Origin of the sequence: Psychrobacillus psychrotolerans (assembly GCF_900115805.1) — a bacterium.
Taxonomy (GTDB): Bacteria; Bacillota; Bacilli; order Bacillales_A; family Planococcaceae; genus Psychrobacillus; species Psychrobacillus psychrotolerans.
In genome coordinates this window covers 939,631-960,069 of sequence record NZ_FOXU01000001.1, presented here as the reverse complement: position 1 = coordinate 960,069, position 20,439 = coordinate 939,631, and the positions used below count along the sequence as shown (strand labels likewise).

Here is a 20,439-nt window from a genome sequence, read left to right as displayed (position 1 = left end):
TGAAATGGTGGGTAATAATTAGTATATAACTAAAAATGATTCATTCTATATAAGGATTACCTAATAAGTAACACGAAATTGTGACAGTAATTTTTCCTAGTTAAATTTTTCATTAAAACGTATTTTAAAAAAATTAAAAGTGGTGTATACTAAAGAAAGTATATAACTACATTAAATTAATTATAATCTACTTTATATAACACAGACATTTGAAGGGACGTGTTTTTTAAAATGATGGTAACTTTATTCACTTCACCAAGTTGTACTTCTTGTAGAAAAGCAAAAGCGTGGTTAGAAGAGCATGAGATTGCATATAAAGAACGTAATATTTTTTCAGAACCACTTAGTATAAGTGAAATAAAAGAAATCCTTCGTATGACAGAAGACGGAACAGATGAAATTATATCAACACGATCTAAAATATTTCAAAAGCTGAATGTTGATTTAGAAAGTCTCCCGTTACAACGTCTTTACGAACTAATTCAAGAACATCCTGGCTTGCTACGTCGACCAATTATTTTAGATGAAAAGCGTCTACAAGTTGGTTACAATGAAGATGAAATTCGTAGATTCTTACCTAGAAAAGTACGTGCTTATCAATTACTTGAAGCACAACGTCTAGTTAACTAGTGTAATATTAAGCTAATTGTTTTTCAAAGTACTTTTTGAAAAATAATTGGCTTTTCTTTTTTTCTTCCACTTGCATTCAAGGCTAAATTTTTCTACAATCCATGTAGTTTGATTAATAATTTTAAAAGTTAAGCAGGAATCCTTTTCTTTTTTTTATAAACGACATACAATAGTAATAGACACTACACATTTGAGACGGTAAGAAGCGAAAGGAGATGTGTTAAATGGATATCGAGCGTATCAATGATAACACTTTCAAAGTATACATTTCATACATCGACATTGAAGAAAGAGGCTTCAGCCGAGATGAAATCTGGTTCAATAAGGATAAGAGCGAGCAGCTTTTTTGGGAAATGATGGATGAGGTTCATGATGATGATCATTTTGAAGAATTAGATGGTCCTTTATGGATTCAAGTTCATGCGATGGAAAAAGGTTTGGAAGTGATTGTTACAAGAACGGAATTAACAAAACAAGATGAGCGTTTAGGGAATAATTCAGATGCTGATGATATATCTAGTAAAATATTTAAAAATGGGGTATCAAGTTCTATCGGTCCACATGAGTTTGATGATTTTTCAAGTTATATGGATGAATTAGATGAAATTCCAACGGATTATACATTTGTTTTTGAAAGCTTTGAGGATGTAATTGGTCTAGCAAAAAAATTAGATGAGGCAGATTTACAGACTTCTTTGTATTTTTATGAAGAGAAGTATTATTTGCATATCGTTTTTGATTTTGATGAAACCGAATTTGAATTGGTACTTAATACATTAAGTGTTGTTTCAGAGTTTGCAAATAATTCAAAGACAACCATTCATATAATTCAAGAGTATGGGAAAGAAATAATTTCCAGTGGAGTTCTAGACGAGTTAAATAAACATTTTTAAAACCTTCTATTTATAGAAGGTTTTTTTGATTGCTTCTTTATAGAATCTTTCTGGATATGCCCTAATACTTTTGTTTAGAGTAGTTGCATTATTTTCTGAAAATTTGTATATTGGTATTTGGAGGTGATACCAATATTATCAGCTGTAACAAGAGATGGAGAAATAATCATACCTGCACAACATCCTCGAACCTTTTTAGATGTTTTAAAAACGAGCAATACCTTCTCCTGCGCTCAATGTAGCGAACAAGTTATTTTGAAAAATGGACCAATAAAAATCCCACATTTTGCTCATACTCGGAATATTTCCTGCAATCAGGCTTTTTCAGAAGGAGAAAGCGAGGACCATTTAAATGGTAAATTGGATTTATATGAGTTTTTGCAGAAACATTCATCATCCGTAGAATTAGAAGCTTACCTACCTTTTCTTCATCAAAGACCCGACCTATATGTTCAAAGCAATGTATCCAAATTTGCAATAGAATTCCAGTGTAGTCAAATCCCCGTTACCGCAATTCAGGATCGTACTAAAGGCTATATAACGAAGCAAATTATTCCTCTATGGATCTTGCGGACACCGAGAAGTTCCGACCTTCCAATCCATGAAATAGGCACTATGAAGCTATCCTCCTTCCGTCAACAGTTCTTTTATACTACCCCAAATGGAAAAGTAATACTCACTTATTGCCCTCGAACAAAGTATTTTCATTATATTGCAAATCCAATGCATGTAAAGGCTAATAATTATATTGTCAAAGTTAAGAAGCTATCCTTGGAAGAGCAGTCCTGGCCCTTTGCCATACTAAAAAAGAATTCATGGGAAGAGTTTCAAAAATACTTATGCTTATACAAGCACCAGCGGTCCAAGCATTTAGACAATCTATACTTTTTTAATAGAAAAGGAGTCCAATCCTTGTTCCTCCAAATATGCTATAGATGGCGAATGCATCCCAAGAAAGTACCTTTTTTTATAGGTATTCCAACTAAACTAGCTGTTGTTTTTCCTACCCATGCGATTGAATGGCAAATTCAGTTTATAGATTATTTACATCAACTAGGTCTATCCATTCCACAAGCAGACTATCAAAATTGTGAAACTTTTCTATTAGATAGAAAGATATCATCCCAACCTTCCTCAGAACATATAAAAGCAGTAGAAAACTATCTTAATACGCTTCAACGCTGTCTAATTTCTACTGAAGATGCAATATATAATAGTAAAATGAATTATTATTTAATGAAACGATTGTTATACAGTGAATTCCTTGCAAATTGATTTGAATATTGAGAAAATAGAAGATGATTCGAAATTCGAAACAGTAAGAGGGGGAGTTTAGTTTGACTACAGATACAAAAAATAAAATATTGACTCGTGACGAAGTAGCAGAAAATTTAACTTGGAAATTAGAAGATATTTTTGCTTCAAATGATGAATGGGAAAAAGAATATCTAGAGGTAGCGAAATTGTCAGAGAAGGCATCTTCTTATCAGGGAACAATCAGCAATGGTGCTGACGCTCTGTTAGAAGTGTTGACTTACCGTGATGAAATTACTTCAAGATTGCGTAAACTATATACATTCGCACATATGAGAACGGACCAAGATACTGCAAATAGCACATATCAGGCGATGGATAGCCGTATAAAATCATTGTATGTGAAAGTGTCTACTGTGCTATCGTTTTTAGTGCCAGAAATTCTTTCCGTCGATGAGACTGTAATTGCTAGTTATTTAGCTAAAAACAAGGATTTACAAGTTTATAAACAATTACTTGAAGAGATTAATAAAGAGCGTCCTCATGTACTTCCAAAAGAACAGGAAGCATTATTGGCACAGTTTTCGGAAGTTGCAGGTGCATCAGCTGATACCTTTGGTAAACTAAATAATGCAGATTTAGAATTTCCATTTATCAAAGATGAAGATGGCAATGATGTCCAACTAACCCATGGCAGATACTCACGTTTCTTAGAAAGTGAAGATCCGCGTGTACGTGAAGATGCTTTTAAGGCGATGTATGATACGTATGGAAAATTCCGAAACACATTTGCTTCAACGCTTACAGGGAATATTAAAGGAGACAATGTTAACGCTAAAATTCGTAACTATAAATCGGCACGTGAAGCTGCTATGTCTAACAATCATATTCCTGAGAGTGTATATGACAACTTAGTAAATACAGTCAATAAAAATGTTCATTTACTTCATCGATATGTAGCTCTAAGAAAAAAAGTATTAGGCTTAGAGGAAGTGCATATGTGGGATTTATACACCCCATTAGTGAAAGAATTGGATATGGAGTACACATACGAAGAGGCAAGTGATGCGATGCTTAAAAGCTTTGAACCTCTAGGTGAAGAATACGTGTCTATTGTCAAGCAAGGACTTGAAAATCGTTGGGTTGATGTAGTAGAAACGAAAGGTAAACGTTCTGGCGCTTATTCTTCAGGAACATATGGTACAAACCCATATATACTGATGAACTGGCAAAACAACGTTAACAACCTTTTTACGCTTGCACATGAATTTGGCCATAGTATTCATAGTTATTATACTAGAGCTAATCAGCCTTATGTTTACGGAGATTATTCTATATTCGTGGCAGAAGTAGCTTCTACATGTAACGAAGCATTATTGAATGATTATCTACTAAAAACGATTGATGATCCAAAGAAACGTATTTACTTATTAAATCACTGGTTAGAAGGGTTCCGTGGAACTGTTTTCCGTCAAACTATGTTTGCGGAGTTTGAACATATTATTCATCAATTGGATCAAGATGGTGAAGCCTTAACAGCAGACAAACTAACAGAAGAATATTATAAGTTAAATCAAAAGTACTTTGGTGATGATATTGTAATTGATGAACAAATAGGATTGGAATGGGCTAGAATTCCTCATTTCTATTACAACTACTATGTATACCAATATGCGACTGGTTTAAGCGCTGCAACTGCTTTAAGTAACCAAATTTTGACGGAAGGTAAGCCGGCTGTAGACCGTTATATTAACGAGTTCCTAAAAGCAGGTTGTTCAGATTATCCAATCGAAGTATTGAAAAAAGCTGGCGTAGACATGAACACTGCTGCTCCTATTGAAGAAGCGTGTCGCGTATTTGAAGAAAAATTAAATGAATTAGAACAACTACTTTTAGGAGAATAATAAAAAGGCTTGGCTTAATGCCAAGCTTTTTTTATGGAAATATACCGTAAGCACCAAATTACCTGAAAAAGAGATGCTGGTCGTAGTGATGTAAAATGCGATGAAACATCTAAAAAGAAACTCGGCAATCATACGGATGAGCCGTCCAGTGTAATTCACCAACGAAAAATAGGTTTTAATATAGTGTCAGCTTTATCGTTCTCAGTAAGGAGGGCGCTGATAATATGTTAGGGATAGAGGTAAGACGTCCTATGATGTATGACGAATTTGTGAAAAGATAAGCTAATATATTGTATTATATAATATGGCGTGGTAAAGTAAGAGTGTGAAATAAATCACAAGATAACATACACCCCTTTGTTTGAACGTGAACATTTCTCCCATCCCCTTTGTAAATGAAAACACCCTTTCCTCGGTAGGAGGAAAGGGTGTTTTCTGTATTTATGACAATAAACAACGGCCTATCTTATAAAAGATAGGCCGTTGTTTATTTATTTAAGCCGCCATAATACGGTATTTGGTAAGAGTAGTCTTTCAACCTTTTGCAATAATAGAAGTTTTTTAAGCTCACGTTCTGCTAATTGATTAGAAATATTATAATAGCTTGCAATCTCACTTGTAGTTAAAGAATGAAATCGATCAAAAAGCTTTTCAAGCAACGGAGGGTCTTGTATTTCAGGTTCTTTATTTAACATTTCTTGTAGAATTTGTACATATATCTCGTAAGGATAATTTCCGGAAACTTTTAAGCCTTCATCTTCGATATTTTCATTAAAGAATACAATACTTGGAAAAGAGTCGACTTCCATTTCACAAGTAATGGATAAGTCGCTTTGGAAGGACCTAGCACATTCATTGGAAATAAAATCCCGTGTAAATTCATCAACATCGAGTTTAACTTCTTCTGCTATTTCCTGTAAAACAGAAAAGGATGTAACATTTTTAGTCTTCAAAAACAAATATTCTTGTATTTTTATGAAAAACCGTAAAGCAGCTTTTTTCCCTTGGAATTCAGCAGCTTTTACAGCAATTGAAGGGAAAACTGAATGTTCTATTTTAGAAATACTGAATGGATCATTACTCAAATCGGCATTGGGAAAGTTACAAACTGTATTTAACTTATTCAGTTTAGTACTTAATACAGTGCGTACAGTAAAGTACTGGCCATACTCTACTTGCAATTTCCGTAGGGTAGGTTGCATATCCCAACAAGTTGGACAAAGTGGGTCCAAAAAAACATACATTTCAAGCGGCTTGTTTACTACTGGGGATGTGCACGTATCAGACGGAATTTGTATTCTTGTCACGTTTTCTCCTCCTCATGACTCGTTTGATTGACCATGTGGTTGGCTGTAAGTTCTAAACGGCGATAAAATGTATCCCGAGACTTCCCTTCTAAACCCACTGTATCCATCGCATCTCTCATACAGGAAAGCCATGCTTGTGCTCTTTCAGGAGTGATAGGGAATGGATTATGTCGCATTTTCATCATCGGATGTCCGTGTTCTTCTGTATATAAATTAGGTCCACCTAAATATTGAGTTAAAAATTGTTTTTGTTTTCTTGCTGTTTCCGATAAATCATTAGGGAAAATCGGTATAAGCAGTGGATGCTTTGCTACATTGCCGTAAAACGTATCAACGAGCAGATGTAATTTTTCTGCTCCGATTTCATCGTAAGGAAGTATAGGCTGTTGTGTCATTTTCTTTACCCCTTTGCTCTAGCACTATATTCATTCTATCAACGAAACCTAAATATCTCAAACAATTAGATTATCTCATAGTAAACGGTAGTCGAATTTTAGTGTAGACAACTAACGAAAAATCTAATGAAAATAAGCCTTTTAATCCCTTTTGATAGGACAAATATATTATTTTATCTTATTCCCTTACCAAAGGGAATGGCATAAAAAAACAACCTACTAATATTAATAGGTTGTTAATGTTTCGGTTATGCATGGAAGTTATTCATCACTTTTTGTACGTAATTTTGTGTTTCTTTATATGGTGGAATACCATCGTATTTTTTTACTGCTCCTGGTCCTGCATTGTATGCAGCAAGCGCCGTTTCAATATTGCCATCAAATTTAGTAAGCATTTGACTTATATATTTTGCCCCACCCATTATATTTTGTTCAGGATCTAATGAATTAGTAACGCCTAAATACTTAGCTGTACCTGGCATTAATTGCATCAATCCGGAAGCACCAGCAGAACTAGTAGCAGAGGGGTTAAAGTTAGACTCTTGTTTAATAATAGAAGAAATCAGTTTTTCTGGAACATTGTACTTTTCTGCAGCTCGTTTAATAATTTCATCATAGTCTGTCCCATTTGTAGTAGGGGTTGAATAAGAAGAGATTAAATCCGCTAAATTACTCTGTGCAGAGTTTACACTAGATGGAACAAATACAGGGGATTTTCCACTATATAATAATGAAGAAATATCTTCATTTGTCTGACTCCCTGTACTAGCTTGTAAAACTTGTCCTAACATATCAGAAAATAAGGAAGGATTGGAAGAGTCATTTTGAGAGCTTTGCACACTACCTAAAGTTTGCATTGCATTTATTTCCATTAAAACTTTTAAGGATTGAATATCCAAAGGGATCAACCTTTCAACATATTGTTATATTTCACTAGGCGAGCAATTTTCTTATCAGTGTGTCGAATTGGAATATTATGTGCTTCCAACAATTCAAGAAACACTTTTTTTCCATATTTTACATCACTACTCTCATATTCTACCTCATAATCCTCTGTTTGACTATAAATGGAGTGATCTAAAAAAAGAGTCCCGTTTTTATAGGACATTTCGACACGATTTGTTTGTAAGCTTCCGATACAGAGTAAAGGAGTGGCAAGATTAAATTGCTGTAGAAAGGGAATAGAAGGGAAAGTGGATTGATTGATAATAGCATCCCTTTCAAAATCAGACACTTCTACTGTATTTTCTTCCATCACATGTTCTTCTATCGGTCGTTTAAGAGTAAGTTCATTTTTATTTGTTAATACGCGCAAGCGAAAGCCCATCCGATTGTCCTTGAAAAAGTTATTTTGTGTATCAAAGTAATAATTTGTTTGGGTGTGAAAGTCCTTTTGAACTATTTGAAAAAAGGATACAAAGCATTCAAATTCTTGTTTTGTTAATAAATTTTTAAACTCTATTTCTTTTTCGGATTGCATATTACACGACCTTTCCTATTATTTCTATTATATGCGCTTTTCAAAGAGATTCAATATGTTAAAATAGTGGAAGCATAGACAGAAAGGAACGATTTATTTTGCCTATTACTTATAATGTGCTTAGTGGTGTCCAATTAGAAAATGATATACGCTTTACGCTAGAAGTATTACCTAATAATCCTCAGCTAAAAGCAGCGGGTCAAATGATTACTGATTCAGACTCTATGGCTTTTATTTATCTCTTAGAAGATGAAATAGGATATCATTACTTAAAGTTTGGTCAAGAAGTTTGGCCATTACTTGTAAACACCTTAAAAGCTGAAAAAGATCCATCGTTGCAAATCGGTGACAAAGAATTGATCTTACAGGGCTTTAAAGAGGAACTGAACATGCTAATTTTCAATATAGAAGGTAATGACAATTACGGTGCAGATTTCTCCAGAGCAGTGGAAGAAGCATTTAGTGAAATTTTACAACCATAGAACTAAGGTCATTGGAAGTGGAGGACAAGCTTATGGGGCAATGGGATCGCTTTTTGGAGCCATACAAGCAAGCTGTGTCAGAGTTAAAAGTAAAACTAAAAGGAATGCGCGCGCAGTTTGAAAGAGATAATACAAATTCACCTATCGAATTTGTAACTGGTCGTGTCAAACCGTTGGCAAGTATATATGATAAATCACTTGAAAAAGGAATCTTATTTGAGCCTTCTGATACGTTAGCGCAAGAAATACCAGATATTGCTGGCTTACGGATGATGTGTCAATTTGTAGATGATATAGAAACGGTCGTAGTTCTGTTGCGCGCTAGAAATGACATAAGAATAGTAGAAGAGCGCGATTATATTTCCCACAAGAAACAAAGTGGGTATAGATCCTATCATATGATTATTGAATATCCAGTTCAAACAATTCACGGGGAGATAAATATTCTCGCTGAAATTCAAATACGTACACTAGCGATGAATTTTTGGGCATCTATCGAGCATTCATTGAATTACAAATATAAAGGAATCTTTCCAGAAGAAATTAAAAAAAGACTTCAATATGCGGCAGAAGCAGCATTTCGATTAGATGAAGAAATGTCTTTAATCCGTGGAGAAATTCAAGAAGCGCAGAAATACTTTAGTGAAAATAAGGAACTATCTCATCCAAATCTCCTAGAATCCAAAAACGAAAGAGAGGGAACATGAATTATGAAATTTTTTATATTGTCCCGAAATGATGATTTATCGAATGAATTAATGGAAAGTGCCAAAACGTATCTAGTAGATTTTGGACTCGTTATTGATGAAGAAAACCCGGATATCGTCTTATCGATTGGTGGGGACGGCACATTATTACATGCATTTCATAAATATAAACATTTAACCCCTTCTGTTGCTTTTGTCGGACTTCATACAGGGCATCTAGGATTTTATGCGGACTGGAAACCAGAAGAGATTGAAAAACTAGTAATTAGCATAGCGAAAAAAGAATTTGAAGTAATAGAATACCCTTTACTTGAGGTAACGATCAATTATAAACATGGGGAAGACAGTTCGGTCTATTTAGCATTAAATGAGTCTACTGTAAAATCACCTGATGTTACATTAGTTATGGATGTGGAACTGAACGGAGATCATTTTGAGCGATTCAGAGGAGATGGTTTATGTATGTCAACTCCATCTGGAAGTACGGCATATAACAAAGCACTTGGAGGGGCCATTGTGCATCCTTCGTTAGAAGCGATGCAACTTGCGGAAATTGCATCTATTAATAACAGGGTCTTCCGAACAGTTGGTTCATCACTGGTCTTACCGAAACATCACTCATGTTTACTAAAGCCTGTGAAAGGACCGGATTTCATGGTTACTGTAGACCATCTTCAGTTATTACACAAAGATGTTCAATCTATTAAGTATCGAGTAGCAGATGAAAAAGTTCGTTTCGCTCGGTTTAGATCATTTCCTTTTTGGCATAGAGTTCATTCTTCCTTTATCGATAGTGATTTAGAAATATGAAAGAAGATTTAATCCATTTAGAATTTCGAGTAAATGAGTCGCAACAATTACTTCGGGATGCAATTCGGCAATACGGTATTTCGAAAAAAGCATTGACTAGTATTAAATACGAAGGTGGGCAAATTACGGTTAATGGAGTGGAGAAGACCGTACGCCATAAGTTAGATATAGGGGATTCGGTCAAAATTACATTTCCACCTGAGAAAAAGAGTTTGGGATTAATACCTCAGCAAGTCAACTTTCCAATTTTGATGGAGGATGACCATCTTCTCATTCTTACAAAAGTTGCCGGCATAAGCACAATTCCATCTCGCGAACATCCCACCGGAACAATGGCCAATTATATAGCTGGATATTTGGAGAAAAGTGGACTGTCTTCTACAGTACATATTGTAACTAGGCTTGATAAGGACACTTCTGGTATCATTTGTGTGGCTAAGCATCGTCACGCACATCATTTATTAAGTGAAATGCAAAAATTAGGCCAAATTTCACGTGCTTATGAGGCTTTCGTTCACGGTCATATTGAACAAGATGAATTAGTTATTGATGCTCCAATTGGTAGAAAAAATGGTAGTATTATTGAACGTATTATCGATGACAATGGTAAAGAGGCTAAAACCACTGTTCACGTATTATCTCGTTTTGAAATCGACGGAAAAAAACTTACGCATGTACGATTATATTTACATACTGGTCGTACTCATCAGATTCGAGTACATATGATGTCTATTGGTCATCCATTAATCGGAGATGATCTATATGGTGGTGAACTCCAAATCATAAGTAGGCAAGCACTTCATGCGAAAGAACTAAAATTGATACACCCATTTACAAAAGAGCGTATGCACTTAGTTGCTCCATTTCCAGAAGATATGAAAGCGCTGATTCCCACTAATTATTCCTAAGTGACAGGAAGAATGGTGGGATTTCATATTTTTAGTAACTGAGTTCGTATTTATAAAAAGTTAGTGGTAGCCAAACCAACCTCATCGGTTTCTAATCCAGAAGGACACTTCATTCCCTGTCACTTCGTCCACAGTGCGGTCTTAACATGGGAATCGCAGCTTTACGCTCCAATCAGCGAAGGTCATTAAACAAATACGAATTATAGGTTATAATATTAAGTTATTTTGTGTGTTTCATATTGTTGATTTAGTTAAAAGATTACCTAAATTTTATATTAAATTATTTCCTAGGGAATATTAACATTGCTTATTTAGTGCTTACTTCATACAATAAATAAGCAAAATGCAGAGAGGAGGAGAAAGTGTGAAAGATGAAATCACCCAAGAGCCCTTAGAGGAATCTATCTTAATTGAATTTTTATTGAATGAGTCAATGGAAGAGTTTAGAGAAGAATTTATGCAACTACATCCGTATGATCAGTCCATATTTTTTGAAAAGGTGGAGCCAGATGTACGTATGAAAATTTATCATTACCTTTCTCCTAAAGAAATAGCTGAACTATTTGAAGCGACAAAATTTGATGGCGAGCAATATGATTTGTTTATGCAGGAAATGGATATTACATATGCTGCAGATATGCTTTCCTTTATGTTTACAGATAATGCAGTAGATGTTTTAAATGAGTTAGGTAAAGATAAGGTTGCTAGTTATTTAAACATTATGGATAAGGAATCTGCAAAAGAAATTAAGGACCTCTTGCATTATGAGGAATATACAGCAGGTTCCATCATGACAACAGAATATGTAGTCATTCCAGAAAATTCAACATGTCGCTCAGCAATGACTATTTTGCGTAGCGCTGCACCTGAAGCAGAAACCATTTATTATTTATTTGTGGTGGACGATGATCATAAACTATCCGGTGTTATTTCACTACGTGATTTAATCATTGCAGATGAAGATACATTGATAAAGGATATTATGAATGACCGCGTAGTAAGTGTTTTAGTAAGTGTTGATCAAGAAGAAGTAGCAAGAATGATTAAAGACTATGATTTCCTAGCTGTTCCAGTAGTAGATTTTAAAAATCATTTACTAGGAATTGTAACGGTCGATGATATTTTAGATGTATTAGACGAAGAAGCATCAGATGATTACTCAAAACTTGCTGGTGTATCCAATATGGACACCTTTGATAAAGGACCATTACAAGCTGCTAGAAAAAGACTGCCTTGGCTTATTATTTTGTTATTCCTAGGAATGCTCACTGCTAATCTAATGAGTATTTTTGAACAAACACTAGATAAAGTTGCACTTCTTGCTGTATTCATTCCCCTAATTGCTGGTATGGCTGGTAATAGTGGGACACAAGCCCTAGCCGTCGCAGTTCGTGGTATTGCAACAGGAGATATAGAAGAAGAAAGTAAGACGAAACTACTTTTTAGGGAAGCTGGCACTGGACTGATTACCGGTCTCATTTGTGGTTTGCTTGTGGTCGGAGTAGTATTTTTTTGGAAACATGATTTACTAATTGGTATTTTGGTTGGTTCATCGATTTTTGGTTCGATTTTTGTTGCTACTTTGGGAGGTTCTTTTATTCCTTTATTGATGCATCGAATGAAAATAGATCCCGCAGTTGCATCGGGACCATTTATCACAACAGTAAATGATGTCGTGAGTATTTTAATTTACCTTGGATTGGCCACTTTATTTATTTCATCATTGTAGTTTGTATCATATTTTTAAAAATTGCATAAAGTAAAGTAAAAAGGATGTGCTAATGAACTCATTTAATGATCCTTTGCTCTTTATAAAAGGTCCTCCAGTTTTTCATCTGCCACCAAATGAACGAGCTGTAATTCCATACGAATTACTAGATGAAAGTACATCGATTTATGAAATACAGAAAAGTTATTCGACGAAGACACTAGCAATTATAGATAAATTAAAATTTTTAGCAAAACCATTTCAACGTAAAGTATATCAACCGTTAATATTTCATCTAAAGGGTGGAGTAACTGTGCCAGGTGAAGTAGAGCAGGTTGAAGATAGTCAAGTTACTTTACAAGTTGGAAAAGAAGAATTGATGACTGTTCCATTAGAAGAGATCGAAAAGATTATGTGGCGTGGAAGTATATTGAAGTGAACTTAGGCTATCCTATTGTAGGATAGCTTTTTTGTGTTTAAAGAAATCATTGACAGGTGTTTCAAATAAAAAATCACTAAAAAACCGCTCGGGTTCCCCCGAACGGAATAGACACTACAGATGAAACGATCAGTCACATACATCTAAAAATACATCGGCGATACATTCAATTGCACAGAAACACTCTAAGTCTACAGTAACACAGCTACCAGTAGATCTGAAGTTTCGAACTTTACAAAGTTTTCTTAAATCGATTTTTGTACCACAATCGTTTAATAAATCAACTTCTTTACGCTCTCTGTCAAGTGGCTCTAAAACTCTTAATGTTGCACAGCACCCGTCAAAGATATCTTCTACACGGAAGAAAACAGAAATACAATCACAATCAAATCTATCATTATCACGGAAGAATGCTTTAAAAGGATCTCCATCTTTCGTTAATAACATAAATACACGTGTGTCTGCTTGACGTCTGCTAGCAGGGCTAACAAGACCACCAAGTGGTTCTAGGAAACAATTTGTAGGACATTGAGGGCATTCGTCGTTTGTTGCTTGATCTTGAATGTCTTTAATTGCGCGGACAACATCACAAACACAGTTTCTAGAACGATGCTCGTCAGTAACATCACCTATTTTTCCACAACCCATTAAATTCACCTCCTCTTCATCTCTTACTAACGTATGTGGGAAGTTCATCTTGACAAGGGCAAATATCTCGTAAGCAATTTGCATATTTCAAATACCCGCGAGCATACTAACAAAAAAAAGGAGCAAGTAATCATATGAAAAAAAGCTTATTTGTTTTTCTAATGGTTTTATTGTTGGGCGCTTGTTCAAGCGAGAAAGAAAAAGTGATATTCCCCTCAGATAATTCCTCTTCATTAAAACCAATCATGCAAAAACAAGATACGATTTATGGATATAAAAGTGTGATAAATGAGGAAGATATTTTAGTTGCAATCAATATAAATCGCTTCGATCGTTTCAATAAAGCGAAAATCGAAAAAAAAATTACTAAACAAATTGAAAAACAATTTCCGGAAAAGAAAGTACTTGTTACAGGTGATCAAAAACTTATGTGGGAAGTAGAAACCATCATCGAAAAGAAATTGAAACAAAAGGAACTGAAAAAGTCGATTGAAAAAATAAAATTGTTATCAAAGGAAGAGACCTAATGGACCAACAACAATTTCAAAAAATAGTAGATGAAAAAAATCCCAAAGTGCCATTTTTTATGAACATACTCAAAGCATTCATTGTTGGAGGAATCATCTGTACTATAGGACAACTTATTACATTTTTCTATATGCGCTTTTTCCCTTTTACAGAGGGGACTGCTGGAAATCCAACGGTTGCTACTTTAGTATTTATCGCAATGATTCTTACCGGAACTGGTTTATACAAAAAAATTGCCCAAATCGGAGGTGCTGGATCAGCGGTACCTGTTACAGGATTTGGTAATGCAGTAATTTCAGCTGCAATAGAGCATAAATCGGAAGGGTATGTATTAGGGGTTGGAGGCAATATGTTCAAACTTGCAGGATCGGTCATTTTATTTGGTGTACTATCAGCATTTGTCGTTGCACTTATTAAAACAATATTAGTGAATATAGGTGTTGTCTCATGGTAAATACGTTTGGAACTCTTCAGTTTACAACTAAAATTTGTATAGCCAATACGGGAACAGTGGTGGGACCAGTAGAAAAGGATAGTACTTTTGCTGATTCCTTTGATGAGGTTCTTTCATTAGAAGCAGAAAAAGATGAAACAAATGAGCAGGCACATGCTCGGATGATTGAAAGTGCATGTCATTGGGCTGCTAAAAAAGGTCATACTCAAGTAGATAAAGTAGATGTTCTGATAGGAGGAGATCTTATCAATCAGTTATCTCCAACGAATTTTGCAGCGCGGAGCCTGGCTATCCCATACTTGGGGGTTTTTTCAGCTTGCGCCAGTTCGATGGAATCGGTTATTCTTGGCTGTCTTTTGTTGGAGTCAGGAAATGCGCGGACTGTACTTGCGGGAGCTTCTAGTCATCATCAAGCTGTAGAGCGTCAATTTAGGTACCCGTTGGAGTATGGTACTCAAAAACCCAAAACATCTCAATGGACTGTAACTGGAGCAGGTTTTTCTCTGTTAGAAAAAGACTTGAAAAATACTCCAGTCGTCACCCATGCAACTATTGGCAAAGTGGTGGATAGTCAACAAACAAACCCATTACATATGGGTGCAGCAATGGCCTCGGCTGCTAGAGATACAATCGAGCGACATTTAACGAATACGAATAGTAAAATGGCTGACTTCGATGTAATTATGACAGGGGATTTAGGCAATATAGGAATTTCTATATTAAAGGAAATGTTTCAAGATGAAAATACTGGTGTTATCTTGCAAGATGCGGGTGCTCAGTTCTATGGAAATGATAAGTTTTTCAATGCAGGTGGTAGTGGAGCAGGCTGTTCTGCTGTTGTTTTCTTCGGTCAAATATATGATCAGTTAAAAAAAGGATCTTTTAAACGTGTTTTGTTAGTAGCTACAGGGGCATTATTATCCCCTTTAACATTTCAACAAGGGGAAACAATCCCTTGTATTGCTCATGCTATTGAATGTCGTATGGAAAAGAGGGGTTAACATGATTTCATCATTAGTGACTGCTTTTATCGTTGGTGGTTTGATATGTGTTGTTGGTCAAATTTTCATGGATGTATTTAAACTAACACCTGCACATACATTAAGTACTTTAGTGGTATTAGGTTCTATATTAGATGGGTTTGGTTTATATGAGCCATTGATTGACTTTGCTGGTGCAGGAGCGACGGTTCCTATAACTTCCTTTGGAAATTCTTTGACACATGGAGCACTAGCAGAAGCAGAAAAGCATGGGTTAATCGGTGTATTGACTGGAATGTTTGAAGTAACAAGCTCTGGTATAAGCTCTGCAATATTGTTTGGTGTCATTGGAGCGTTCATTTTTCAAAAGCGGAAGACAACGTACTAGTTGATTCGCCCTTTTTTCCTTTCTCCTCTCGCATACAATAAGTTGAAGAGGAGAGGAGGGAAAGAGTATGTATGACTACTGTGGTGGAGGATGCCAAGGATACCAAGGATACCCGGGGTATGCTGGAGGCAACGAATATGGTGGCAACAAAAGTTCAACCTTTGTACTAATCGTTGTATTGTTTATATTACTAATCATTGTTGGTAGAAGCTTTCTCCCTTATTAATAAAAAACAATAAGATGTGAGGGGGAAAAATTATGCAAAATTCATTTTTTAAATCTATAGAAAATAAAACCGGTGTGTCAATGGATGACCTATTTACGCTTGCCAATGCCATCTCACATGCTGATTTTACGGATGATAAACAAGTTCGTAAAATTGTACGTAAAGTTGGCAAGTTAGCAAATAAACCTGTTTCTCAGGAATTAGAAGATGAACTTACACGCTCTATTTTACAGAGTGGGAGTTCGTTAAGTTTAGCAGATATTCAAAAACTATTATAAGTTTGTAAATTAATTAAACTTTTTATAAAAAAATAGGTTTAAGAATAATAGGATGGGGTAAAGCGTAATATAATAAAAATAATGTGGGGGTGGAGAACGTGGGATATATTCTTCCAATACAACCGATTCAATCACAAGTTTATGCTAATAGAATGATTGGGAATGATTATAATTTTGCTTATATTGATAATATTCAACCTGTAAAATTTAAATCTGGTTTTGATGATCACTTAGAAGAGCAGGAACAATTTTTAGAAGAGGAAGCAGAGCAATTAATGGAACAAGAAAGACCATCAATCCAACCATTATTTAAAGGCTTTATCCATCCAAATCCAGTAAACTTATCTCCACTAATAGCTGAAATCAGTGGTAAAGGAAACAGTGTTAATACGTATGTTTAGTTCATAGTATTAGAAAAATCGCTTATCTACGATAAGCGATTTTTTCAGGATGAATCTCAATTTTGAACTAACAAACAACGAAAATAAAAGGTCCAGCTAATTCCATCATGGGATTAGCTGGACCTTTGTTTATTACTCCGTCTGACTTAGTACTATGGTTATTTTTTATGTCCTTTTTTCTTTTCGTCTGAATGTTTCTCATCGTCAGCACTCTTTTCACTTGATTCTGATTTTTCATGTTTTTTCTTTTTATCTTTTTTGTCTTCATCTGTATTTTCAAAATTACTGGATTCTTTATGTTCTTTTTTAGTGTCTTGTTTTTTCTCTGAATCCTTCGAGGTCTTTTTTTCCTTTTTCTCTTTATCTTCTTTACTATCTTTTTCTTTTTTCGCATCCTTGTCTTTTTTGTTCTCTGATCCTTCCTTTGCTCCTATTGTTTCATCTTCTGATACGCTTACATTTTTATCAGCAATATCATTTGATGTATCTTCCGACTTATGATGAGGCATTTTTTTCTTTTTGTGGTCTTTCAAAATACTCACTACTTTCTATGATTTAATGACACTATTACAGAATATGAAGAGATGTATCATATTGTTCGGGGAGTTAAGATGATGGGTGCTTGTATAATTAAAGTGAAATGGGCGTTTAACCAATACTCAGGTCCTCCAAGATACATATAGATACAAGGATAACTAAAAAGGAGGTTAGAAAGATGAATAAGAAAATGTTACTCTCTCTAGTAGACAAAGTAATTAAAGTAGATAGAGGAGGCCCAGAATCGAGAGTAGGTTTACTCTTGTCAGCTGAGGACGATTACTTTACTTTATTAACAGAAAACGATGGAATTATATATTATAGTACACAACATATTAAAAGTTTGACGAATCATTCTAAAAACCAGACAGAATTCAATCTTGAAATACCGAAAGATTTTGAGTATATTCAAGCCGATGATTTCAAAGGTATTTTAAATTGTCTAACATTACAGTGGGTAAAAATTAATCGTGGTGGGCCTGAGACACTAGAAGGTGTTTTAGATTCAGTTACAGATGATTACGTAATAATTGTGGCGAACGAAGAAATAATTCGGGTTGCTTTATTCCATATTCGTAATATTAGTTATGGAGTGAAGATTGAAAAAACGAAAAAAGACAAAGATAAAAGTGGTAAAGAGGAAAATAAAAATAACAAAGAAGATAATAAAAATGAATCAAAAAATCAAGAAGAAGCAAAGTAAAGCTAGTAAATAAGTATGCATTCGTCGCTTTTTTAATTAAAAGCGACGAATATTCTATAAGGGAGGTGACCTCCAAGTGCAGAAAAGAAACTTCGAAAACGTATTATATGCCAATGAAAAGAAGAGTATAGGATTGTATTTAGCTAATAATCAATTCGTTGAAGGTATCTTATTAGATATTCAAGAAAATCATATTGTTTTGGAAGTGAATGAAAATACTTTCTATATAGCGATACATCAAATACAAGCAATTTCTAAGAATACTACCGATTTGTCTCTAGCAAAGAAGTTTAGTCCATATCTAGTTAGAAATGATATGACAGATGTGTTAATTGCATTAAGATACCAATGGGTTACGGTAAACAAATACGGAATTCCTACTCTTTATGGAATATTAAGCAGTATATTCGAGGATCATATCATTCTAATAAATAGGAAAGAGTTATTTTTTATTCCTATTCCACATATTACCGATATTTCTAGCAATATATCTGAAAGTGACCTCTACTTTTCTAATAAGAAGGAACAATTGGCTATCCAAAAACTATATAGATTTACTATTAGCAAAGGTTCTATTGAGGTTAGAAATGAGAATTTATCTGTGGAACAGGACAGAACTAAACTAATGGCCAATAAGATTGTTACAAATGTGACAGCTCCTCTACCCGAACCGGAAGTAAGGAAGAATCCAACCCCTGGTGAATTAACAGAGAAAGTTAGTACTTTAGTTAGTAAACAAGAAGTTGAGGCAGTGACGATTGGGATTACTGATATATTAGTGGACCCGATTAAAATAACCGGGTTAGAGGATAATGACACTTCTGCTAATGCTGAATTGGAGCTAAAAGGTAGCAGTGGAGATTTAGCAATTGCCGAGGCCATTATTTTAGAGTTCGAAGAGGAAGTATCCAGTATAGATGAAGTCGAAATTGAAGTAACGGACTTAATAGCTGAAGATAAATTATTAGATAAAGCTATTCCTCCTCAATCAGAAGAAAAACTTGAGATTTACCTAGATGAAATAAAAGATCAAATTGAAGAAGAACAAGTTAGTTTTGAATCCAATGAAGAACTAAATATTCCTGAAAAAAGGTCGAAAGAGAAGGGGAAAGATGTACTTCTAACGGCTTGGAGCTCAATGAATAGTGATCAATCTACTATTACATTACCAAAAAATAATGATTTGAAAAATAAAATGACACCCCCAATTGAAAATAAATTAGTGACCACGTCCAAGCCGGAGCTAAATGAACAGACAGATTATTCAAAACAACTTGGTGGAAACTCGGATGGGCAAGACAAACTAGATATCTTAGATAATCCACCGCGAACATTAGAAAAAAAAAAACCTCAATTAAATGTAAATGTGATGAGTAAAAAAGAAGTGAATGAAATGTTGGAGCAGCAATACTTTGCCTTGATGAATTACGCAGCAGTTCAAATTTCAAATGCGGTAAATTTTAAACAAACAGATAACAAATTATATTTTCACCCAAGAGTCGAGGGCAGTCCAGAAAAAGTGAGACAGTATGAAATGATTTATGGTTATCCAATATATGACTCTAGGCACGACACAGCTGCAATTGAAAAACAATATATATCGCTAATGAGACATGCAACGACAATGTACCGGAAGTTAAGACGGTAGTGTTTCAAGGACGAGTAAATACTAAAAGGAGTTGTGACCTTGAATAAAATTATTCAAAGTCTACTGAAGGAGTATGTCCAAATAGAGGTGTCAGGAAAAAAGTATTAAAGGGTACTCTAATTGATGTGGGAACAGATATTATAGTTATTTTTAATGGTACAGATTATATGTATATTCCTATCATTCATATCCATAGCTTCTGTCCTCTAAAGAAAAATGAGTTAGATACCCTTGCCCCAATAGAGTCTTCTAGTATTAAAACTGGTGGAAATAATCATGAACTATCCTTACGAGTAACGCTACATCAAGCTCAGGGAAAGAGCACTGAAATATACTTAATAGATGATCAGCCCCTACATGGTTATATCACTGAGATAATGGATGATTATTTTGAATTTTATTCGCCGATTTATAAAACTATGTATATATCTACCAAACATTTAAAGTGGCTAATTCCTTATCCTACAAATGAATGTCCTTACGGGTTAAATAATCTGAAGTTCCAACTATCAGCAGTGACAGAAGCTAGTGTAGATACTTTTAAAAACAAAATAGAAAAATTTATAGATAAGATTATTGTGTTTAATATTGGTGGAAGTAAGAGTCATATTGGAACTATAAAAAATGTAGAAGAACAAGTTGTACTTTTGGAGGCAGCTAGAGCAGTTAAGGATTATATAAATATAGATCATATAAAAACGATTCACGGAGTATAAAAAAAGTATATATAA

The 20,439-nt window shown here is 34.6% G+C and carries 26 protein-coding genes; 20 read left to right on the top strand and 6 right to left on the bottom strand.

Going from position 1 to position 20,439, the window contains the following annotated elements:
- Positions 1–234 precede the first annotated feature (234 nt).
- The 4 genes from spxA to pepF all read left to right on the top strand — a co-directional run bounded on the left by spxA (position 235) and on the right by pepF (position 4,681).
- Positions 235–630, top strand: a complete 396-nt coding sequence (gene spxA, locus BM260_RS05015) for a transcriptional regulator SpxA (RefSeq protein ID WP_175453953.1) — start codon at positions 235–237, stop codon at positions 628–630.
- 224 nt (positions 631–854) lie between these two features.
- On the top strand, positions 855–1,523 hold the full coding sequence (mecA, locus tag BM260_RS05010; protein WP_093535589.1) for an adaptor protein MecA: 669 nt from the start codon (positions 855–857) through the stop codon (positions 1,521–1,523).
- A gap of 123 nt (positions 1,524–1,646) precedes the next feature.
- Entirely contained in the window at positions 1,647–2,798 is a 1,152-nt protein-coding gene (locus BM260_RS05005) for a competence protein CoiA (RefSeq protein WP_245762640.1), read from the top strand.
- Positions 2,799–2,860: 62 nt separating this feature from the next.
- Positions 2,861–4,681, top strand: coding sequence for an oligoendopeptidase F (pepF, locus tag BM260_RS05000; RefSeq protein WP_093535585.1), 1,821 nt, complete (start codon positions 2,861–2,863; stop codon positions 4,679–4,681).
- A 491-nt stretch (positions 4,682–5,172) separates the two neighbouring features.
- On the opposite strand, the gene BM260_RS04995 is transcribed toward pepF, so the two are convergent.
- The 4 genes from BM260_RS04995 to BM260_RS04980 all read right to left on the bottom strand — a co-directional run bounded on the left by BM260_RS04995 (position 5,173) and on the right by BM260_RS04980 (position 7,863).
- Positions 5,173–5,988, bottom strand: coding sequence for a ClpXP adapter SpxH family protein (locus tag BM260_RS04995; protein ID WP_245762631.1), 816 nt, complete (start codon positions 5,986–5,988; stop codon positions 5,173–5,175).
- Positions 5,985–6,383 carry a globin domain-containing protein gene (locus BM260_RS04990; protein ID WP_093535583.1) on the bottom strand — a complete coding sequence of 133 codons (399 nt, stop codon included), beginning with the start codon at positions 6,381–6,383 and terminating at the stop codon, positions 5,985–5,987. Before BM260_RS04990 ends, BM260_RS04995 begins: the two co-directional genes overlap by 4 nt.
- 248 nt (positions 6,384–6,631) lie before the next feature.
- Complete coding sequence (locus BM260_RS04985) at positions 6,632–7,282, bottom strand: lytic transglycosylase domain-containing protein (protein WP_245762630.1); 651 nt, start codon at positions 7,280–7,282, stop codon at positions 6,632–6,634.
- 5 nt (positions 7,283–7,287) lie between these two features.
- Entirely contained in the window at positions 7,288–7,863 is a 576-nt protein-coding gene (locus BM260_RS04980) for a CYTH domain-containing protein (RefSeq protein WP_093535581.1), read from the bottom strand.
- 98 nt (positions 7,864–7,961) lie between these two features.
- Here BM260_RS04980 and BM260_RS04975 point away from each other — a divergent pair, with 98 nt between their 5' ends.
- The 6 genes from BM260_RS04975 to BM260_RS04950 all read left to right on the top strand — a co-directional run bounded on the left by BM260_RS04975 (position 7,962) and on the right by BM260_RS04950 (position 12,917).
- Positions 7,962–8,345, top strand: a complete 384-nt coding sequence (locus BM260_RS04975) for a UPF0738 family protein (protein ID WP_093535580.1) — start codon at positions 7,962–7,964, stop codon at positions 8,343–8,345.
- A gap of 32 nt (positions 8,346–8,377) precedes the next feature.
- Positions 8,378–9,052 (top strand): GTP pyrophosphokinase, encoded by a 675-nt coding sequence (locus BM260_RS04970; RefSeq protein ID WP_093535578.1) that lies wholly within the window; start codon positions 8,378–8,380, stop codon positions 9,050–9,052.
- A gap of 3 nt (positions 9,053–9,055) precedes the next feature.
- Positions 9,056–9,862, top strand: coding sequence for an NAD kinase (locus tag BM260_RS04965; RefSeq protein ID WP_093535576.1), 807 nt, complete (start codon positions 9,056–9,058; stop codon positions 9,860–9,862).
- Positions 9,859–10,770 carry an RluA family pseudouridine synthase gene (locus BM260_RS04960; RefSeq protein WP_093535574.1) on the top strand — a complete coding sequence of 304 codons (912 nt, stop codon included), beginning with the start codon at positions 9,859–9,861 and terminating at the stop codon, positions 10,768–10,770. The genes BM260_RS04965 and BM260_RS04960 overlap by 4 nt, the downstream gene beginning before the upstream one ends.
- 343 nt (positions 10,771–11,113) lie before the next feature.
- Positions 11,114–12,499, top strand: coding sequence for a magnesium transporter (gene mgtE / locus BM260_RS04955; protein WP_093535572.1), 1,386 nt, complete (start codon positions 11,114–11,116; stop codon positions 12,497–12,499).
- Positions 12,500–12,551: 52 nt separating this feature from the next.
- Positions 12,552–12,917, top strand: coding sequence for an LSm family protein (locus tag BM260_RS04950; protein WP_093535570.1), 366 nt, complete (start codon positions 12,552–12,554; stop codon positions 12,915–12,917).
- Positions 12,918–13,046: 129 nt separating this feature from the next.
- Here BM260_RS04950 and BM260_RS04945 read toward each other — a convergent pair whose 3' ends face one another.
- A complete protein-coding gene (locus BM260_RS04945; RefSeq protein ID WP_093535568.1) occupies positions 13,047–13,565 on the bottom strand; it encodes a CotY/CotZ family spore coat protein in 519 nt (172 codons plus the stop codon).
- 134 nt (positions 13,566–13,699) lie between these two features.
- Here BM260_RS04945 and BM260_RS04940 point away from each other — a divergent pair, with 134 nt between their 5' ends.
- The 7 genes from BM260_RS04940 (at position 13,700) to BM260_RS04910 (ending at position 16,820) form a co-directional block, all read left to right on the top strand.
- Positions 13,700–14,092: a YhcN/YlaJ family sporulation lipoprotein gene (locus BM260_RS04940; protein ID WP_093535566.1), complete on the top strand. Its 393-nt coding sequence runs from the start codon at positions 13,700–13,702 to the stop codon at positions 14,090–14,092.
- Positions 14,092–14,547 (top strand): stage V sporulation protein AC, encoded by a 456-nt coding sequence (gene spoVAC, locus BM260_RS04935; RefSeq protein WP_093535564.1) that lies wholly within the window; start codon positions 14,092–14,094, stop codon positions 14,545–14,547. Before BM260_RS04940 ends, spoVAC begins: the two co-directional genes overlap by 1 nt.
- Positions 14,541–15,548, top strand: coding sequence for a beta-ketoacyl-[acyl-carrier-protein] synthase family protein (locus BM260_RS04930; protein WP_093535562.1), 1,008 nt, complete (start codon positions 14,541–14,543; stop codon positions 15,546–15,548). The genes spoVAC and BM260_RS04930 overlap by 7 nt, the downstream gene beginning before the upstream one ends.
- Before the next feature lies 1 nt (position 15,549).
- Entirely contained in the window at positions 15,550–15,915 is a 366-nt protein-coding gene (spoVAE, locus tag BM260_RS04925; protein WP_093535560.1) for a stage V sporulation protein AE, read from the top strand.
- Between the two features lie 67 nt (positions 15,916–15,982).
- Positions 15,983–16,141: a YjcZ family sporulation protein gene (locus tag BM260_RS04920; RefSeq protein ID WP_093535558.1), complete on the top strand. Its 159-nt coding sequence runs from the start codon at positions 15,983–15,985 to the stop codon at positions 16,139–16,141.
- Positions 16,142–16,173: 32 nt separating this feature from the next.
- On the top strand, positions 16,174–16,419 hold the full coding sequence (locus BM260_RS04915) for a stage VI sporulation protein F (RefSeq protein WP_093535556.1): 246 nt from the start codon (positions 16,174–16,176) through the stop codon (positions 16,417–16,419).
- A 98-nt stretch (positions 16,420–16,517) separates the two neighbouring features.
- Positions 16,518–16,820 (top strand): hypothetical protein, encoded by a 303-nt coding sequence (locus tag BM260_RS04910; protein WP_093535554.1) that lies wholly within the window; start codon positions 16,518–16,520, stop codon positions 16,818–16,820.
- Between the two features lie 158 nt (positions 16,821–16,978).
- Here BM260_RS04910 and BM260_RS04905 read toward each other — a convergent pair whose 3' ends face one another.
- Positions 16,979–17,353, bottom strand: a complete 375-nt coding sequence (locus BM260_RS04905; protein ID WP_093535552.1) for a hypothetical protein — start codon at positions 17,351–17,353, stop codon at positions 16,979–16,981.
- A gap of 182 nt (positions 17,354–17,535) precedes the next feature.
- Here BM260_RS04905 and BM260_RS04900 point away from each other — a divergent pair, with 182 nt between their 5' ends.
- The 3 genes from BM260_RS04900 to BM260_RS04890 all read left to right on the top strand — a co-directional run bounded on the left by BM260_RS04900 (position 17,536) and on the right by BM260_RS04890 (position 20,424).
- Positions 17,536–18,060 (top strand): hypothetical protein, encoded by a 525-nt coding sequence (locus BM260_RS04900; protein ID WP_093535550.1) that lies wholly within the window; start codon positions 17,536–17,538, stop codon positions 18,058–18,060.
- A 76-nt stretch (positions 18,061–18,136) separates the two neighbouring features.
- Positions 18,137–19,708, top strand: a complete 1,572-nt coding sequence (locus BM260_RS04895) for a DUF2642 domain-containing protein (protein ID WP_175496190.1) — start codon at positions 18,137–18,139, stop codon at positions 19,706–19,708.
- 125 nt (positions 19,709–19,833) lie between these two features.
- A complete protein-coding gene (locus BM260_RS04890) occupies positions 19,834–20,424 on the top strand; it encodes a DUF6897 domain-containing protein (RefSeq protein ID WP_093535546.1) in 591 nt (196 codons plus the stop codon).
- The last annotated feature ends 15 nt before the right edge of the window (positions 20,425–20,439 follow it).

Bases quoted from the DNA above. Each gene is read 5' to 3' on its own strand.
- BM260_RS04965 (WP_093535576.1), top strand. From the start codon at position 9,056: ATGAAATTTTTTATATTGTCCCGAAATGATGATTTATCGAATGAATTA.
- BM260_RS04980 (WP_093535581.1), bottom strand. From the start codon at position 7,863: ATGCAATCCGAAAAAGAAATAGAGTTTAAAAATTTATTAACAAAACAA.
- BM260_RS04920 (WP_093535558.1), top strand. From the start codon at position 15,983: ATGTATGACTACTGTGGTGGAGGATGCCAAGGATACCAAGGATACCCG.
- spxA (WP_175453953.1), top strand. From the start codon at position 235: ATGGTAACTTTATTCACTTCACCAAGTTGTACTTCTTGTAGAAAAGCA.
- BM260_RS04950 (WP_093535570.1), top strand. From the start codon at position 12,552: ATGAACTCATTTAATGATCCTTTGCTCTTTATAAAAGGTCCTCCAGTT.
- BM260_RS04945 (WP_093535568.1), bottom strand. From the start codon at position 13,565: ATGGGTTGTGGAAAAATAGGTGATGTTACTGACGAGCATCGTTCTAGA.
- BM260_RS04970 (WP_093535578.1), top strand. From the start codon at position 8,378: ATGGGGCAATGGGATCGCTTTTTGGAGCCATACAAGCAAGCTGTGTCA.
- BM260_RS04940 (WP_093535566.1), top strand. From the start codon at position 13,700: ATGAAAAAAAGCTTATTTGTTTTTCTAATGGTTTTATTGTTGGGCGCT.
- BM260_RS04930 (WP_093535562.1), top strand. From the start codon at position 14,541: ATGGTAAATACGTTTGGAACTCTTCAGTTTACAACTAAAATTTGTATA.
- BM260_RS04990 (WP_093535583.1), bottom strand. From the start codon at position 6,383: ATGACACAACAGCCTATACTTCCTTACGATGAAATCGGAGCAGAAAAA.
- mgtE (WP_093535572.1), top strand. From the start codon at position 11,114: ATGCAGAGAGGAGGAGAAAGTGTGAAAGATGAAATCACCCAAGAGCCC.
- BM260_RS04960 (WP_093535574.1), top strand. From the start codon at position 9,859: ATGAAAGAAGATTTAATCCATTTAGAATTTCGAGTAAATGAGTCGCAA.
- spoVAC (WP_093535564.1), top strand. From the start codon at position 14,092: ATGGACCAACAACAATTTCAAAAAATAGTAGATGAAAAAAATCCCAAA.
- spoVAE (WP_093535560.1), top strand. From the start codon at position 15,550: ATGATTTCATCATTAGTGACTGCTTTTATCGTTGGTGGTTTGATATGT.
- mecA (WP_093535589.1), top strand. From the start codon at position 855: ATGGATATCGAGCGTATCAATGATAACACTTTCAAAGTATACATTTCA.
- BM260_RS04900 (WP_093535550.1), top strand. From the start codon at position 17,536: ATGAATAAGAAAATGTTACTCTCTCTAGTAGACAAAGTAATTAAAGTA.
- BM260_RS04915 (WP_093535556.1), top strand. From the start codon at position 16,174: ATGCAAAATTCATTTTTTAAATCTATAGAAAATAAAACCGGTGTGTCA.